This is a genomic window from Tropicimonas isoalkanivorans (assembly GCF_900112335.1).
Lineage (GTDB): Bacteria > Pseudomonadota > Alphaproteobacteria > Rhodobacterales > Rhodobacteraceae > Tropicimonas > Tropicimonas isoalkanivorans.
Map to the genome: position 1 here is coordinate 1 of NZ_FOLG01000030.1, position 15,303 is coordinate 15,303.

At 59.1% G+C, this 15,303-nt stretch carries 17 protein-coding genes and 3 pseudogenes; 15 read left to right on the forward strand and 5 right to left on the reverse strand.

The features are described 5' to 3' along the window. On the forward strand, positions 1 to 1,007 hold a 1,007-nt coding region (locus BM075_RS23320; RefSeq protein ID WP_143089944.1), incomplete at its 5' end, for a Tn3 family transposase. A gap of 6 nt (positions 1,008 to 1,013) precedes the next feature. Here BM075_RS23320 and BM075_RS23325 read toward each other — a convergent pair. Next, positions 1,014 to 1,682, reverse strand: coding sequence for an MFS transporter (locus BM075_RS23325; protein ID WP_245758962.1), 669 nt, complete (start codon positions 1,680 to 1,682; stop codon positions 1,014 to 1,016). Positions 1,683 to 1,769: 87 nt separating this feature from the next. On the opposite strand from BM075_RS23325, the gene BM075_RS23330 reads away from it, so the two are divergent. From BM075_RS23330 to BM075_RS23370, 10 genes are all read left to right on the forward strand, one after another. Then, a complete protein-coding gene (locus BM075_RS23330; protein ID WP_009573560.1) occupies positions 1,770 to 2,099 on the forward strand; it encodes an ArsR/SmtB family transcription factor in 330 nt (109 codons plus the stop codon). Positions 2,100 to 2,285: 186 nt separating this feature from the next. Next, positions 2,286 to 2,873 carry a TetR/AcrR family transcriptional regulator gene (locus BM075_RS23335; protein WP_009573561.1) on the forward strand — a complete coding sequence of 196 codons (588 nt, stop codon included), beginning with the start codon at positions 2,286 to 2,288 and terminating at the stop codon, positions 2,871 to 2,873. 55 nt (positions 2,874 to 2,928) lie between these two features. After that, positions 2,929 to 3,345 (forward strand): organic hydroperoxide resistance protein, encoded by a 417-nt coding sequence (locus BM075_RS23340; RefSeq protein ID WP_009573562.1) that lies wholly within the window; start codon positions 2,929 to 2,931, stop codon positions 3,343 to 3,345. 4 nt (positions 3,346 to 3,349) lie between these two features. Then, on the forward strand, positions 3,350 to 4,507 hold the full coding sequence (locus tag BM075_RS23345) for an iron-containing alcohol dehydrogenase (RefSeq protein ID WP_009573563.1): 1,158 nt from the start codon (positions 3,350 to 3,352) through the stop codon (positions 4,505 to 4,507). A gap of 12 nt (positions 4,508 to 4,519) precedes the next feature. After that, the gene (locus BM075_RS23350) at positions 4,520 to 5,557 is read left to right on the forward strand and encodes an NADP-dependent oxidoreductase (protein WP_009573564.1); all 1,038 of its coding nucleotides are present in this window, start codon (positions 4,520 to 4,522) and stop codon (positions 5,555 to 5,557) included. Positions 5,558 to 5,566: 9 nt separating this feature from the next. Continuing rightward, on the forward strand, positions 5,567 to 6,244 hold the full coding sequence (locus BM075_RS23355) for a type 1 glutamine amidotransferase domain-containing protein (protein ID WP_009573565.1): 678 nt from the start codon (positions 5,567 to 5,569) through the stop codon (positions 6,242 to 6,244). 10 nt (positions 6,245 to 6,254) lie between these two features. Further along, the gene (locus BM075_RS25060) at positions 6,255 to 6,386 is read left to right on the forward strand and encodes a glutathione S-transferase N-terminal domain-containing protein (protein WP_256376246.1); all 132 of its coding nucleotides are present in this window, start codon (positions 6,255 to 6,257) and stop codon (positions 6,384 to 6,386) included. Further along, positions 6,361 to 7,194 carry a glutathione S-transferase family protein gene (locus BM075_RS23360; RefSeq protein ID WP_342741275.1) on the forward strand — a complete coding sequence of 278 codons (834 nt, stop codon included), beginning with the start codon at positions 6,361 to 6,363 and terminating at the stop codon, positions 7,192 to 7,194. Before BM075_RS25060 ends, BM075_RS23360 begins: the two co-directional genes overlap by 26 nt. Then, positions 7,191 to 8,177 (forward strand): aldo/keto reductase, encoded by a 987-nt coding sequence (locus tag BM075_RS23365; protein WP_009573567.1) that lies wholly within the window; start codon positions 7,191 to 7,193, stop codon positions 8,175 to 8,177. The genes BM075_RS23360 and BM075_RS23365 overlap by 4 nt, the downstream gene beginning before the upstream one ends. Before the next feature lie 189 nt (positions 8,178 to 8,366). Next, the gene (locus BM075_RS23370; protein ID WP_093363030.1) at positions 8,367 to 9,461 is read left to right on the forward strand and encodes an alkene reductase; all 1,095 of its coding nucleotides are present in this window, start codon (positions 8,367 to 8,369) and stop codon (positions 9,459 to 9,461) included. A gap of 125 nt (positions 9,462 to 9,586) precedes the next feature. Here the strand turns inward: BM075_RS23370 and BM075_RS23375 are convergent, their stop codons facing one another. The 3 genes and pseudogenes from BM075_RS23375 to tnpB all read right to left on the reverse strand — a co-directional run bounded on the left by BM075_RS23375 (position 9,587) and on the right by tnpB (position 11,829). After that, the gene (locus BM075_RS23375; protein WP_093363031.1) at positions 9,587 to 9,778 is read right to left on the reverse strand and encodes a hypothetical protein; all 192 of its coding nucleotides are present in this window, start codon (positions 9,776 to 9,778) and stop codon (positions 9,587 to 9,589) included. 92 nt (positions 9,779 to 9,870) lie between these two features. Then, positions 9,871 to 11,420: pseudogene (gene tnpC, locus BM075_RS23380) on the reverse strand (IS66 family transposase). Between the two features lie 55 nt (positions 11,421 to 11,475). Further along, a complete protein-coding gene (gene tnpB, locus BM075_RS23385) occupies positions 11,476 to 11,829 on the reverse strand; it encodes an IS66 family insertion sequence element accessory protein TnpB (RefSeq protein WP_093363032.1) in 354 nt (117 codons plus the stop codon). Between tnpB and BM075_RS23390 the strand changes: the two are divergent. The 4 genes and pseudogenes from BM075_RS23390 to BM075_RS24700 form a co-directional block, all read left to right on the forward strand. Then, positions 11,812 to 12,000 (forward strand): annotated as a pseudogene (locus BM075_RS23390) (transposase domain-containing protein); the annotation flags it as partial. The gene tnpB and the pseudogene BM075_RS23390 overlap by 18 nt on opposite strands. A gap of 199 nt (positions 12,001 to 12,199) precedes the next feature. Next, positions 12,200 to 13,317, forward strand: a pseudogene (locus BM075_RS23395) (IS3 family transposase); the annotation flags it as partial. 294 nt (positions 13,318 to 13,611) lie between these two features. Continuing rightward, a complete protein-coding gene (locus BM075_RS23400) occupies positions 13,612 to 14,085 on the forward strand; it encodes a thermonuclease family protein (protein ID WP_245758964.1) in 474 nt (157 codons plus the stop codon). Between the two features lie 121 nt (positions 14,086 to 14,206). Beyond that, a complete protein-coding gene (locus tag BM075_RS24700) occupies positions 14,207 to 14,962 on the forward strand; it encodes a hypothetical protein (protein ID WP_207903633.1) in 756 nt (251 codons plus the stop codon). Between the two features lie 109 nt (positions 14,963 to 15,071). Here BM075_RS24700 and BM075_RS23410 read toward each other — a convergent pair whose 3' ends face one another. Continuing rightward, positions 15,072 to 15,290, reverse strand: a complete 219-nt coding sequence (locus tag BM075_RS23410) for a hypothetical protein (protein WP_093363035.1) — start codon at positions 15,288 to 15,290, stop codon at positions 15,072 to 15,074. Between the last annotated feature and the right edge of the window lie 13 nt (positions 15,291 to 15,303).

Sequence of the window (15,303 nt, forward strand, 5' to 3'; positions counted from 1 at the left end):
CCTTGGGTCGTATCGTCGACGCCCATCATAGTTTGCCCTTTGCGCAGCACTGGGGCGCGGCGGAGCACAGCTCATCGGACGGCCAGTTCTTTGCCGCCAATCGCGGCAGCGGGCTCATCAACGCGAAGTACGGGCCTGATCCGGGCCTGAAAATCTACTCCTTCCTGTCAGGCCAATACGGCTCGTTCCATTCCAGCGTCATCGGGGCGACGGCAGGCGAAGCTCCTTTCGTGCTTGATGGTCTCTTGACTAACCCGGCCAGCTTCGACCCGCTCGTGCATTACACAGATACAGGCGGCGTGTCGGATCACGTCTTCGCCCTGTTCCATCTCTTGGGGATGACCTTTGCCCCGCGTTTGCGCGACTTTCCCGACCGGCGGTTGGCATGCTTCGGGAGCGCGAAGGCGTGGGCCACTCTGTCACCCCTCATCGGGAAACCAATCAACGAAGAGGTGATCCGGCAGCATTGGGGTGACATCATGCGGCTCGCGGCCAGTATCCGCGACAAGTCTCTCAAACCGTCTGAAATCCTGCGCAAGCTTGGAGCGTACCGCCAGCAAAACCGGCTCTACCTGGCTTTGGGTGAAATCGGCCGGATCGAGCGCACGCTCTTCATGCTCGACTGGATCGAAAACGCCGCCCTGCGCATGGAATGCCACGCAGGACTCAACAAGGGTGAATCGCGACATTCGCTGGCGCGGGCCGTCTTTGCCCACTCACAAGGGCGCATTCATGATCGCTCTGATGTCGCCCAACAGAAGCGGGCCATGGCGCTCAACCTCGTCATCGCCGCCATCACGTTTTGGAATACGATCTACATGGACAAGGCCGCCGGCCACCTCGCGCAGACCAGTCCGCTCTACGACGTCAAGCTGCTTGCTCACACATCGCCCCTCGGGTGGGAGCACGTTATCCTGTCCGGCGACTTCGATTGGCATTCTGGAGCCGCAGACCGCAAAATCGCGCGACCACTGAACATCAGGCCATCTAGAGATTGGGGAACGTGAGTATGTTCACACAATGTTCCACCTTAGCGTGGTTCTACGAAGAAACCTTCCGATAGGGCCTTCCAACGCCTGCAACAAGCCTTCATGCCGTGGCGATGTTTCGGGCAAGCCCCATGTGGCCAGCGCCAGCACCAGGCTGGCCACGGCAATCCCGGTGAATATATCAAATTTTGGCTCGGTAAGGTACTCCATCGCGAAGCCGGATATCAAGGCCCCCAGGGCCAGCCCGACGAGGGGGATGACTGAATTACAGATCGCCGCGATGCCCTTGAATTCAGGGGGTTCAAGATCCGTAATCGCAGCCGACAGCGTAGACAACAGAAGGCCGCATGCTACGCCCTGTACTACTCGAGCCAATAACAACGCAGACACAGAACCTGACAATTCGAATCCGGCGGCGGAAACAGCGAGAAGCACGAACCCCATCGACAGAACAGGGCGTCGCCCGACATGATCCGAGATTGATCCGGCCACTAACAGTGTCGCAAGAAGGGCAATTGCGTAGATTGCGAATATCTCCGACACGACCAAAGACGAAAAACCAAGTTGCTGCTGCAAGAGCGGATAAAAAGGGGACGGCGCGCTCGCGCTCGCCATCATCAGAGCGCTTCCGGTAAGCACGATTGCGAAACCAGCGCGCTCTCTAGCCTTGGGTGACATCACAATCGTGGTCATTTTGGAATGCAGTCCTTCAGGAGGGTTCGAAGTTTATCGAACCTTTCTCTAGTTTCTTTCTGCGGAAGGTTCAAGTATATTCGAACCATGAGTATCTTACCCGACACTGCCAGCCCCGATCTTGCGCACCCGCAGGAACAGGAGCTGCAACTGACGCAGGTCTTGTTCGCACTCAGCGATCCGGGCCGGTTGGACATCGTGCGTCAGCTCCGCGACGGCCCGGTCGAAATGGCAAACTGCAATTTAATGGACCCGGAAGTGGCGAAATCCACCAAGTCGCACCTGTTCAAAGTGTTGCGCGAAGCAGGTGTGATCCGGAATATCCCCAAGGGGCGAGGTCGCCTGCTTTCACTGCGAAGAGATGCGCTTGACCGTCGCTTTCCTGGTTTGCTGGAAGCAGTGCTGAACGCAAACTAAGGGCGTGCCGCATCGATTTGCGTATGCATTGCTTGTTTTTCTGTGCTGGATGTTAAAGCTGCTAACTGGTGTGCATGCTGGCTAGCGCCTTTCCCGTACCGTTTCTCAGCGCCGCTCACGGCCCTGTGATTAGAAAAAGCCACACCACCCCTAGACGACCGGTCTAATGAGGCTATATCGAGGGTCATGGAACAGAAAAACGACACACGCTCACAGATACTGACCACAGGACGACGCCTGACAGCCAAGCAGGGCTACACAGGTGTCGGTCTGAGTGCGCTGTTGAAAGAGGCCGGTGTTCCGAAAGGGTCGTTCTATCACTATTTCGCCTCCAAGGAAGCTTATGGCTGTGCGCTGTTGAACGATTTTATGACGGAGTATGGCACACGCCTGAACGCGTCGCTTGCGCATCCGGACATGGATGCACGGTCTCGGTTTCTGACCTATTTCGAAGAGTGGCGGAAAAAACAGATCAGCCCCAACCTCGAAGACCGGTGCTTGGTCGTCAAACTGTCCGCAGAGGTTGCTGACCTCTCGGAGAATATGAGCAATATCTTGCAGAAAAGTGTGTCCGAAATCGTCGCGCGCCTGACGGAGACCCTTGAACAGGGAACGGACGATGGCACGATCGCCGCGCTTGAAGACCCCCGCTCCACGGCAGAAATGATCTACCACATGTGGCTTGGAGCCAGCCTCGTCGCGAGCCTCTCGCACAGTGAAGCCCCGCTCAATTCCGCTATGAATGCCACAAAGGTGCTCGTTCCAGGAACATAACCCCAAAAATTTTGACACATCTATAGACGACCAGTCTATTCGCGAAAGGAAGCTCATGAAAATCTTCTACAAAACCACCGCAACGGCAACAGGGGGCCGCTCGGGAACCGCCGCCCTCAACGATGGCAGCTTTTCAGTCCAGATGGTTCGCCCGGACAGTGGCGAGGCGGGGGTGAACCCCGAGCAGTTGTTCGCGCTTGGCTATGCGGCCTGTTTTGATAGCGCGATGGAAATGACCGCAAAACAACTCAAGCTTGATGCCAAAGCGGCATTAACGTCGGTTGAGGTGGGCATCGGCCAACGCGCCGAGGGCGGATACGGACTTGATCTCGACATTACCGCACATCTGCCGGGCATGACCCGCGAGGATGCTGAAAGACTTGTCGAAGCGACGCACCAGGTCTGCCCATACTCCAACGCCACACGCGGAAACGTTGACGTGCGCCTGCACATTGAAACTGAAGGAAACTGAACCCATGAATAATTTTGACTTTCGCAATCCGACACATATCCTGTTTGGCAAGGGCCGTATCGCGGACCTAAAGGATCAGGTTCCGGCTGACGCAAAGGTGCTGATCCTCTATGGTGGAGGCAGCGCGGAGAAAACAGGCGTCCTTGGTCAGGTGCGTGCGGCACTTGCGGGCCGGACCTTGGTCGAATTTGGCGGCATTGAGCCCAATCCGCGCTTCGCCACTGCGCTGAAAGCTGTCGAGGTGATTGGCCAAGAAGGGATCACCTTCCTGTTGGCTGTCGGCGGTGGTTCCGTTATTGACGCCACCAAATTTATCGCGGCGGCGGCCAAATATGATGGCGACGCCTGGGACATCCTGACATCTCGCGGGTCGGTCATCACGCAAGCGCTGCCCTTTGGGACCGTGTTGACCTTGCCCGCCACCGGTTCGGAGATGAACTCTGGCGCTGTGATCACCAATCCCGAGAAGGGCGCTAAGCTTCCGTTTGGTAGCCCACATTGCTACCCGGTTTTCTCGGTGCTGGACCCCGAGGTCACTTACACGCTGCCGCCCCGTCAAATCGCGAACGGCGTGGCCGACGCGTTTGTTCACATCATCGAACAATATCTGACCTATCCATCCGCCGCGCGCGTTCAGGACGGTTTTGCCGAAACCCTGCTACGCACCCTGATCGAGCTTGGGCCCAAAGCCCTTGAGACGCCGGAGGACTATGACGTTCGCGCCAACCTGATGTGGACGGCAACGCTGGCCCTGAATGGCCTGATCGGCGCAGGTGTCCCGCAGGACTGGGCAAGCCATATGATCGGACATGAGATTACCGCGCTCAATGACACCGACCACGCCCGCACACTGGCTGTCGTGTTGCCGTCACTGATGAACGACCAACGTGGCCCCAAACGCGAGAAACTGCTGCAATATGCTGCCAATGTTTGGGACATCCGCGAGGGATCTGATGATGCGCGGATTGATGCCGTGATCGAGGCAACACGCGGGTTCTTTGAACAGGTGGGCATCAAAACCCGACTCGGCGATTACGCAATTGCTGCACCTGAAATTGATCGCATCGTCGCCGCCTTGAAGGATCACGGCATGACCGCCCTTGGCGAACAAAATGCCATCACCCCCGAGGATGCCCGCCGCATTCTTGAAACAGCCTTCTAGGAGATGATGACCATGACACAGACCGAAACAGTAAACCGCCAGCTTGTGCTGGCGGAACGCCCCAAAGGCGAACCGACCAAGGACACGCTTCGCTTGGTCGAAGGGGACGTCCCCTCCCCTGGTGCTGGGCAAATGCTTCTGCGCACCGAATATCTGTCGCTGGACCCTTATATGCGGGGGCGCATGAGCGATGCGCCATCTTACGCCGCGCCGGTGGAAATTGATGGCGTGATGGAGGGCGGCACAGTGGCTCAGGTCGTCACCTCACAGGTTGATGGCTTTGCGCCGGGCGACTGGGTGCTCAGCTTCAATGGCTGGCAGGATTATGCCCTGTCGGATGGCGCGGGGTTGACAAACCTTGGCAAATCACCCGCGCATCCGTCTTGGGCGCTCGGTATCATGGGTATGCCCGGCTTTACCGCTTGGGCGGGTCTGACGCAAATTGGCGCGCCAAAACCTGGCGAGACCATCGCCGTGGCGGCCGCGACCGGCCCTGTCGGGGCCACTGTGGGCCAGATCGGCAAGATCCTTGGCTGCCGCGTGGTCGGCATCGCGGGCGGACCAGAGAAATGCGCCTATGCGGTCAATGAGTTGGGTTTTGACGCCTGTATCGATCACAAGGCAGATGACTTTGCCGAACAGCTTGCCAAGGCCAGTCCCGATGGCATCGATGTCTATTTCGAAAATGTCGGCGGCAAGGTCCTCGACGGGGTCATCCCGCTGTTGAATTCAAACGCACGGGTGCCGGTCTGCGGATTGATCTCTCAGTATAATGCGACTGACTTGCCCGAAGGACCGGACCGGATGAATTGGCTTATGGGTCAAATCCTGCGCAAAAAGATCAAGGTGCAGGGCTTCATCATCTTTGACGACTTCGGCCACCTCTACCCGGATTTTGCCAAAGACATGGGGGCGTGGATCGAAAGCGGCCAAATCAAATACCGCGAAGAGATCATCGACGGTTTGGAAAATGCACCCGAAGCCTTCATTGGCCTGCTGAATGGCGAAAACTTTGGCAAGCGCGTGATCCGCGTCGGCGAGAAAAAATAGGAAAATAACATGAAAATTCTGATGGTACTGACATCCCACGACACACTCGGGGACACAGGCAAGAAAACCGGCTTCTGGCTGGAGGAGTTTGCGGCCCCCTATTACGTCTTCAAGGACGCCGGAGCAGACATTATACTGGCCTCGCCCAAAGGGGGACAGCCGCCGATTGATCCGTCCAGCGACAACGCTGACGCACAGACCGACGACACCCGTCGGTTCAAAGACGATCCAGAGACGCAAAAGCATCTTGCGACGACGCTGAAGCTTTCGGATGTAACCGAAGACGGGTTCGACGCCATCTTCTATCCGGGCGGCCACGGCCCCTTGTGGGATCTGGCCGAAAATGCGGACAGCAAACGCCTGATCGAGGCCTTCGCCGCCGCCGACTTGCCTGTCGGCGCAGTTTGCCACGCCCCCGCCGTGTTCCGCCACACCCAAGGCGCGGACGGCAAACCGCTGGTGTCTGGCCGCCGGGTGACGGGTTTTACCAACACCGAAGAAGAGGCCGTCGGCCTTACCGATGTTGTGCCGTTCTTGGTGGAAGACATGCTGAAGGCCAATGGTGGCCAGTATGAAAAAGGGGCGGATTGGGTCAGCTTCGTGCTGCGTGACGGAAAACTGGTCACCGGCCAGAACCCCGCCTCATCCGCCGCCGCCGCGCAAGAGATCCTCGGGCTGCTGAAGTAGGAGAAAAGCGATGACCGACCTGATCCTGCACCACTATGAAGCCTCTCCCTATTCCGAAAAAATCAGAACTTTGATGGGCTTCAAGGGGCTATCATGGTCATCGGTCATCGGTCATCGTGCCTCCGATTGCGCCAAAGGCTGATCTGCTAACCCTGACGGGTGGCTACAGGCGGGCCCCAGTGCTTCAGATCGGGGCGGATATCTACTGTGATTCCGCCCTGATCGCCGCCGAGCTTGACCAGCGGTTTCCGGCGCGCGCCCTTGCCCCGAACACTGCGGGCACAGCGACCCCGCTGCTCGACAATTGGGCGGACCGCATTTTGTTCTGGCAAGTGGTTCGTTACAGCATGGGCCTGCGGGCCGATGCCGTTCCCCCAGCCCTGATCCACGACCGCGAGGCGTTTTGGGATCACAAGATTGATCTGGACGGCCTGAAGGCGGATGTCGGATATCATCGTGGCCAAATCACAACAGGGCTTGGTTGGCTTGAGAACCTGCTGGGCGGTGCCGATTTCTTTGCCGGGGACACGCCCGCGCTGACTGATCTGGCACTCTATCATGTGGTTTGGTTTTTTGCCAAAGCTGACACAACCGCCAGCGGCAGCGGTCTATCGCTGTTCCCGGCATTGTCGGCATGGATGGCGCGCATTGCGGAGTTCGGTCACGGCACACGAACCGAATTGGCGCCTGCTGAAGCGATCATAATCGCGGTTTCGACGACCCCTGCCCCGCTTCCCGCAACGGGTCTTGCCCATCCCGCGATAGGCGCGTCGGTACAGGTTCTGGTCGATGAATTTGGCACGGAAGTCATCGACGGTACGCTGGTCCATATCGACGACACCCGCATCATTCTGCATCGGGACATGCCACAGGTGGGAACGGTTGCCGTGCATTTCCCGCGTCACGGCTATCCGCTTCGTACCACCTCAATTCAAGGAGAAAACACATGAAAACGCGTAATCTGGGCGCCGGACTTGGCGCGACATCAGCCATTGGACTTGGCTGCATGGGCATGTCCGAATTCTACGGCCCAACCGACCGCGATCAATCCTATGAAACGCTGGACCGTGCGCTTGAATTGGGCGTCACGTTCTACGACACCGCCGATATCTATGGCAACGGCGCGAATGAAACCTTGTTGTCGGATTTCGTTCGGCAAAACCGGGACAACCTCACGCTGGCGACCAAGTTCGCCATCATCCGATCCCAAGACCCGACCTCGCGGTTTATCGACACCAGCCCGGCCTATGTGAAACAGGCAGTCGAGGCCTCATTGGCACGTCTGGGAATTGATCAGATCGACCTTTATTACGCGCATCGCCTTGATGGGGTGACCCCGATTGAGGACACGGTTGGAGCGATGGCTGATCTTATCAAAGAAGGTAAGATTAGAGGCATCGGGTTAAGCGAAATCTCTGCACAATCTTTGCGGCGGGCAAATGCGGTGCATCCGGTTGCGGCGGTTCAGACAGAGTATTCGCTGTGGTCGCGCGACCCAGAGGGAGAGATGCTGGCCACATGCGCCGAATTGGGCACGGCTTTTGTACCCTACAGCCCGCTTGGGCGCGGCTTTCTGACCGGCAAGGTCACCACACTAAGCGACCTGGCTGATGATGATTTCCGGCACACCCAGCCGCGCTTTGCCGATGGAAATCTGGATCAGAATCTGAACTTGCTGGAGCAATACCGTGCCATCGCCGACAGCGCCGGATGCTCGCCTGCGCAACTGGCGCTCGCATGGGTCTTGGCCCAAGGCGATCATATTATTCCGATCCCGGGCACCAAACGGCGCGCCTATCTTGAAGACAATATTGGGGCCGCCGATGTCACACTAACCGAGGACATTCTCACCCGCCTCGACACCTTGTTCCCACGCGGCGCTGCCGCTGGCGATCGTTACACGGAACAAGGGATGCAGATGACCGATCTGTAGATCGGAAAGCCTGCATTGCAAACTCGACCGGCGGCGCAGCCTCTTTGACCTAAGCCCTGCGCCGCCGCCACAAATTCGCCCCCAAAACGACCGGATCAGGCGTTGGCCACATCCGACACGCCCAAAGCAACCGGCCCACCCCTTTGTCCCAAATTCACTCTCCTGCCAGTCAGGAGACGAGGAGTCATTATGTCAACCATCCCTGAAACTGACCTCTTTTCCCCCGTCGTTGTCGGACCTTATACGCTGTCAAACCGCATCGTAATGGCCCCCCTAACCCGCGCGCGGTCCCCCGAAAACATCGCCACCCCAATGATGCAGGAATATTACGCCCAACGCGCATCGGCAGGCCTGATCATCAGTGAAGGCGTGAACATTTCGCCGCAGGCCACAGGGTACGCCTTTACTCCCGGGATCTGGACCGACGAGCAAATCGAAAGCTGGTGCCCCGTCACGGCCGGTGTCCATGACAAGGGTGGCCGCATCTTTGCTCAGCTGTGGCATGTCGGCAGGGTGTCCCACCCGGATGTGCAGGCCGGTGGGATATTGCCTGTCGCTCCCTCCGCTGTTCGCCCTGAAGTGGACGCGTTCACTCCGGATGGAAAGAAACCAGCACTCACACCGCGGGCGCTGGCCCTGGAGGAGTTGCCGGGGATTGTCGCAGATTACGCGCAAGCGACGCACAACGCTCTTGCCGCAGGGTTTGATGGCGTCGAGATTCACGCCGCGAACGGATACTTACTCGATCAGTTCATGCGTGACGGGGCCAACCAGCGTACCGATGCCTATGGTGGGTCGGTCGAGAACCGCATTCGGCTGACACTTGAGGTCACGAAAGCTGTCGCGGCCATCTGCGATGATGGCCGCACAGGTCTTCGGATATCCCCAATCAGCACTGCCAATGGCCTTACGGACAGCAATCCTGCACCCGTGTTCACCGCACTTGTCGATCAGTTGAATGATATTGATCTGGCTTATCTCCACGTTGTGGAAGGTGTGACGGGCGGAGCACGAGCCGTCGAGGGTGGATTTGATCTGAATATCTTGCGGCAGCGTTTCAACGGGATCTACATCGCCAACAATGGCTATGACAGAGACCTTGCAATTGCGGCGCGCCGCAGTGACGCCGCCGATCTAATCGCCTTTGGTCGTCCCTATATTGCCAACCCGGACTTGGTGGCCCGGCTACAGCAGAACGCACCCCTCAACGCACTTGACGGCGCGACCGCATATGGCGGCGGGGCCGAGGGATACATCGATTACCCTGTTCTCCCACATGAGTGATCGCAGGAACTATAGCGCGACAATCTGGGTGAGACGCTGGCGACAAACAGGATGAGATTCTATGTCGCGGCATCGGAGACGATATCACCGTGATTGTCGCTGGCAAGAATTTCTTCTGCAGCTGTTTATCGCTCCGCGTCAATCAGCGGTGTATTTTTGATTGTCGCGTAAGCGGCAGGCCTTCCTCTCTTCCGTTTCGCCTCCATCGCCGTCCACCGTCTGTAGCTTTCCACGTTCATCTCGAAGATGGTCGCACGGCGGATGTCCTTTACGACCTTCTCGCCGTGGCTCTGCTTGGTTCCGGGTTTCTGTCTCATCTCCACTCCTTGGTGGTTACGATGTGCCAGAAACCCTCTCTTATCAATTCAGCCTAAACTGTCCGTAAGCGTTGCCCCCGCCTCACCCAGGATCAGCTTGACGGCTCGAAGTTCCAAGGAAGGAGTTCGTCGATCCGGCTGGCGGGATGGCCGGCAGCGATGGCTTCAAGGGTGGCTTTGAGGTAAGCGAAGGGCTCGACGTCGTTGACCTTCGCGGTGGCGATGAGTGAAGCGATGCGGCCCCAGGCTCGCCGCCTTCGTCATGACCGGCGAAGAGCGCGTTCTTTCTCGTCAGGGCGATAGGGCGGATCAGATTCTCGACGGCATTGGAGTCGATCTCGACGCGGCCGTCATGCAGGAAGGTCTGCAGCCCGTCCCATTGGCGATGGATGTAGATCAGCTTCTCGCCGAGGCGTGACTTGGCCGAGATGCGCAGGCGCTGGCTTTGCAGCCATTCTCCAAACCCGGCGATCAGCGGCGCAGTGCGGGCCTGCCGTGCCGACAGCCGCTGTCCGGGGCCCATGCCGCGGATCTCGGTTTCGATACGGTAGAACTCAGCGATGCGGCGCAGGCCTTCAGCGGCGATCTCCGAGCCGTCTCGGTCGAACACTTCCTTGAGCTTCCTGCGGGCATGGGCCCAACAATGCGCCACGCGAATTGGATCGCCGCCCTTGCGGGAGGGACGCGTCAACCGGTTGTAGCCACTATAGCCGTCGAGCTGCAGGATGCCGTCGAAGCCCTGCAGGATTTTCTCTGCATTTTCCCCGGCGCGGCCCGGGGCATAGGTGAAGACCACGCCGGGCGGGTCCTCGCCGCCCCATCTCCGGTCATCGCGGGCCAACGCCCAGAGATACCCGGTCTTGGTCAGGCCTCGTCCCGGATCCAGCACCGGGGCGGTGGTCTCGTCCATGAAGAGTTTGGTCGATGTCTTCAGGTACTCGGCCAGCCTGTCGACCACCGGGCCAAGGTGGAAGGCGGCGGTGCCAACCCAATCGGCGAGCGTGCTGCGATGGAGATCGATCCCGGAACGGGCGAGGATCTGGCTCTGGCGGTATAACGGCAGATGGTCCGAGAACTTGCCAACGAGCACGTGCGCGATGGCACCCTCGGTCGGCAGTCCGCCCTCGATCAGATGGGCCGGCGCCGGAGCCTGGCTGACCCCTTCGGCGCAGGTGCGGCAGGCATACTTGGGACGGACCGTCACGATGACGCGCAGCTGCGCCGGGATGATATCCAGCCGTTCAGTGCGGTCCTCGCCGATCTGGTACATTGTCCCGCACCCGCATGGTCAGTCCAGGCTGTCCGGATCGATCACCTGTTCGATCCGCGGCAGGTCCTTGGGCAGATTGCCACGATTGCGCCGGGCGGCCCTGCGCGGGAGCGCTTGCGGCGGAGCCTGTTCATCCTGCTGCGTCTCGGCCTCGGCCACCGCTGTCTCAAGATCTTCGAAGGCCAACTGCCGTTCGTCCTCGCTCAGCTTCTCGGACCGTTTGCCATGCACGGCCTGATTTAGCTCAGCAACAAGGTGCTCCAGGCGCTTATTGGCATCCCGAAGTGCATCCCGCTCGCGCAGCACTGCCAGAACAGCGTCACGCTGATCTTCAGGAATGGCCGAGAGGTCGGTGGGCGGGGCGCTGGACATGGCCGGACCATACCCTGATTGGCACCTCGATGGGCAGGCATTCTGCCAAACCGAGTCACTCTGCCACAGCCGGCCGGCGCACCTCCAAGGACCGCACCCGTCGCCAGTCCAGCCCGGCAAAAAGCGCCTCGAACTGGGCCCGGTTCAACGTCATGGCACCGTCCCGGACGGCCGGCCAGGTGAATGTGCTTTCCTCGAGCCGCTTGTAAGCCATCACAAGTCCACTGCCGTCCCAGAACAGGATCTTCATCCTGTCCGCCCGCTTGGCGCGGAACACGAAGACTGTTCCGGTGAACGGATTCTCAGCCAGCGCCGATTGTACAAGCGCGGCCAACCCGTCATGACCTTTGCGAAAATCCACCGGCTTCGTAGCAACCAAGATCCGGAGTAAGCGGTGGCTGCGGGGCACGACGAAGGCGGGCGCGCCTGGGGCCGCATCGCGTCACTCATCGAGACCGCAAAGATCAACGGCGTCGAGCCCTTCGCTTATCTCAAGGCCACCCTGGAAGCCATCGCTGCCGGCCATCCGCAAGGCCATATCGACGACCTCCTGCCGTGGAACTTCACGCCGTCAAGCTGAGACTGCGTGCCGCTCAGCCACCGCTTACCAACGATTTGAGAAACGAATTTGTAGCGCACATTGCGAAACGCACTCCCCACTATGAGATGTACAAGATCTCGCAGCACGGGATAGGCGCCACAACGTGGGGCCGAGACACAGTTTAGGCTGAATTGATAAGAGAGGGTTTCTGGCACATCGTAACCACCAAGGAGTGGAGATGAGACAGAAACCCGGAACCAAGCAGAGCCACGGCGAGAAGGTCGTCAAGGACATCCGCCGTGCGACCCGCAAACAGTATTCCGCCGAGGAGAAGATCAGGATCGTTCTGGACGGCCTGAAGGGCGAGGACAGCATTGCAGAGCTGTGCCGCCGTGAGGGCATAGCCCAGAGCCTGTATTACAGCTGGTCGAAGGAATTCCTTGAGGCTGGCAAAAAGCGCCTGGCGGGCGACACGGCGCGTGCAGCGACGTCGACTGAGGTCAAGGATCTGCGCCGTGAGGCCCGCGATCTGAAAGAGGTCGTGGCCGAGCAGGCCCTGGAACTGCGGCTGCTCAAAAAAAGCATGATCGGGGATGGGGGCGACGACGAATGAGGTATCCCGCATCCGAAAAGCTGGAGATCATCTGTCTCGTCGAAGGGTCGCATCTGCCGACCAAGCGCACGCTGGACAAGCTCGGCATCCCCAGAACGACCTTCTATCGCTGGTATGACCGATATCTGTCAGGTGGGCCCGAGGCGCTTGAGGATCGCAGCCCCAAGCCGTCACGAGTCTGGAACCGCATTCCGGAACCGGTGCGCGAGAAGATCAAGGACTTGGCCCTGAAGGAAAGCGATCTGTCGCCGCGCGAATTGGCCGTGCAGTTCACCGACACGGAAAAGTATTTTGTGTCAGAGGCTTCTGTCTATCGCATTCTCAAGTCCTACGACCTGATCACCAGTCCGGCCTATGTGGTGGTGTCTGCGGCCGACGAGTTCCGGGACAAGACAACGCGGCCGAACCAGCTTTGGCAGACCGACTTCACCTACCTGAAGGTCATCGGCTGGGGCTGGTTCTATCTTTCGACCATCCTCGATGACTTCAGCCGCTACATCATCGCCTGGAAGCTCTGCACGACGATGAAGACAGGCGACGTGACCGACACGTTGGACCTGGCGTTGCAGGCTTCGGGTTGTGATCAGGCAACGGTCTTGCACAAGCCGCGCTTGCTCTCCGACAACGGCGCCAGTTACATCTCGGGTGAGCTGACCGATTGGCTGGAAGATCAGCAGATCGATCACGTCCGCGGCGCCCCGTATCACCCCCAGACCCAGGTGAAGATCGAACGGTGGCACCAGATGCGCCAGACCTTCTCTTAGATCAGGCCGCCAACTGGCCCAAAAACTCTGACGACGGACAGTTCCAAGAACAAAGCGGCCTGCCCATCACCGGCGCGGCCGATCGCGCAACCTTGGAAGCTCTGGGCGTCCAGCCCGGCGAATAGCAACCTTGCCCTACACAGCCCCGCCCGCAAATCATCCGTGACGTGATGCGGTGGCCTACGGGCGACTTCACAGGGCTTGGGTCTTCCCTACGGGATCATCCGTTTATGTCTCGTCACCTCCGCAAAAAGATTGGTTTGCCCTTTGCGCTTGCTGCTCGCCCTCCTTCTGTTCTCGTTTGTTGCCGCCCCGCAGGCCCATGCCGATCGCTTGACCGGCGTTGCCAGCGTGATCGACGGCGATACACTGGAAATTCGTGGACAGCGCATCCGGTTGCATGGGATCGATGCCCCTGAAAGCCGACAAGTTTGCGCCACGGCCGAGGGTCAGCGCTGGCGCTGCGGACAACAAGCGGCACTGTCCCTCGCCGACAGGATCGGCCGTCGGCAGGTCAGCTGCACCGTGCGCGATATCGACCGCTATGGCCGCTTCATTGCGGTCTGTCATCAAGACGGTATCGATCTGAACGCCTGGCTTGTGCATGAAGGGTGGGCCGTGGCTTATCGCCGATACAGCCGCGACTACATTCGCGATGAGACCGAAGCCAGATCCGCACGGCGCAATATATGGTCCGGACGCTTTGACATGCCGTGGGACTGGCGGCGCGCGCAACGTGGTGGATGACGACGGGCGACGCGGTCAGCTCGCGATCTTGCTGATCTCCGCAACCACACTCTGCGTCACCAAGGTTGCAATAGTATATTTTCGTATGTATGCTGGGTGAAGATCGTCAAGGGTCATTGCCATGCGTTTCGAATTCAAAAACCTCCCTCTGGTGGCCTTTTTAGCTCTCGCCTTGACCGGCCCAACAGTTCCGACACAAGCACGCGCCCAAACCTATCAGATCGATTGTGCCATCCTGCTGTGTTTGTCCGGTGGTTGGCCAGCTTCCGTGCCCTGCGCCCGCGCACGGGCCGAGTTCATCCGGCGCATAACTCCATGGCCGGTGGAGCCGCCGCTTCAGATTTGGCGCTGCCCGATGGGTGCGTCTTACGATGGACCTGCCAGGTCGCGGCCCGCGGACCGGATCTTCGATGCCCTATATGGTGATTCAGGAGCCCCTCCAAACTCTTCAACCCCGCTCTTCGATCAGGCAGCCAGGGCAGGCGGGATGCTTGTGCCTAAAGGCTCCAACGCGGCTTGGGACAACCTCGTAAGGGCCGATTACGCTCTCCAGCTCGTGGAAGACCGCGCCGACATCGATATCAGCGGGCCGGAGTTCAATTTCGTGCGCTCCATCCGCGTCTTTGACGTTCGTTATGCCCGCCAGCATGAATCCGGGCGAGATGGCGACTGCAACCGCAGCGCCGTCGTTGTCCTCGGCACCTACGGGATCCAGGGCGATTTTTCTTGGAGGGCGTCGTCACCCGCAGCGCTTCCCGCGGCGCATGCCGGTCTCGAGCGATGGGGCCAGCACTGCCCGAGCATTTATCACAGATCCGTCTTCGTTGAGTGGCGTGACTATAGCGGGAATTACGGCTTCGAGCAGGTCAATTACTGACTGTTGATGCGCAGCGACGTCGCGCAGAGCCTTGTACGAAATCAAACCTGGAATGCAGGAAAAACCACACAATCGAGGGCCATAAAGGCCATATTCTTCCATATCAGTCCTAGCGACAATTCAGCTGCGTGAGAGACGCGAAGTCGATTTCAGCTTTATCGGCATCGCTAAGATCCGGGTAAATCCTTGAGACGCGCTGTGGGCCATGCATGTCCCACCGGATTGCCAGAGCACCTGTGTTCCAGCGATATACCCAGCCGACAATGGTTTCTTCATCGGCTGCAATCAAATTGGCGATCGCGACGCCTTCGACCTCATTTTCGTTCACTGTTTACTGACTT

Bases quoted from the DNA above. Each gene is read 5' to 3' on its own strand.
- BM075_RS24700 (WP_207903633.1), top strand. From the start codon at position 14,207: ATGCGTTTCGAATTCAAAAACCTCCCTCTGGTGGCCTTTTTAGCTCTC.
- BM075_RS23375 (WP_093363031.1), bottom strand. From the start codon at position 9,778: ATGAGACAGAAACCCGGAACCAAGCAGAGCCACGGCGAGAAGGTCGTA.
- BM075_RS23355 (WP_009573565.1), top strand. From the start codon at position 5,567: ATGAAAATTCTGATGGTACTGACATCCCACGACACACTCGGGGACACA.
- BM075_RS23370 (WP_093363030.1), top strand. From the start codon at position 8,367: ATGTCAACCATCCCTGAAACTGACCTCTTTTCCCCCGTCGTTGTCGGA.
- BM075_RS23325 (WP_245758962.1), bottom strand. From the start codon at position 1,682: ATGACCACGATTGTGATGTCACCCAAGGCTAGAGAGCGCGCTGGTTTC.
- BM075_RS23330 (WP_009573560.1), top strand. From the start codon at position 1,770: ATGAGTATCTTACCCGACACTGCCAGCCCCGATCTTGCGCACCCGCAG.
- BM075_RS23350 (WP_009573564.1), top strand. From the start codon at position 4,520: ATGACACAGACCGAAACAGTAAACCGCCAGCTTGTGCTGGCGGAACGC.
- BM075_RS23335 (WP_009573561.1), top strand. From the start codon at position 2,286: ATGGAACAGAAAAACGACACACGCTCACAGATACTGACCACAGGACGA.
- BM075_RS23365 (WP_009573567.1), top strand. From the start codon at position 7,191: ATGAAAACGCGTAATCTGGGCGCCGGACTTGGCGCGACATCAGCCATT.
- BM075_RS23345 (WP_009573563.1), top strand. From the start codon at position 3,350: ATGAATAATTTTGACTTTCGCAATCCGACACATATCCTGTTTGGCAAG.
- BM075_RS23340 (WP_009573562.1), top strand. From the start codon at position 2,929: ATGAAAATCTTCTACAAAACCACCGCAACGGCAACAGGGGGCCGCTCG.
- BM075_RS25060 (WP_256376246.1), top strand. From the start codon at position 6,255: ATGACCGACCTGATCCTGCACCACTATGAAGCCTCTCCCTATTCCGAA.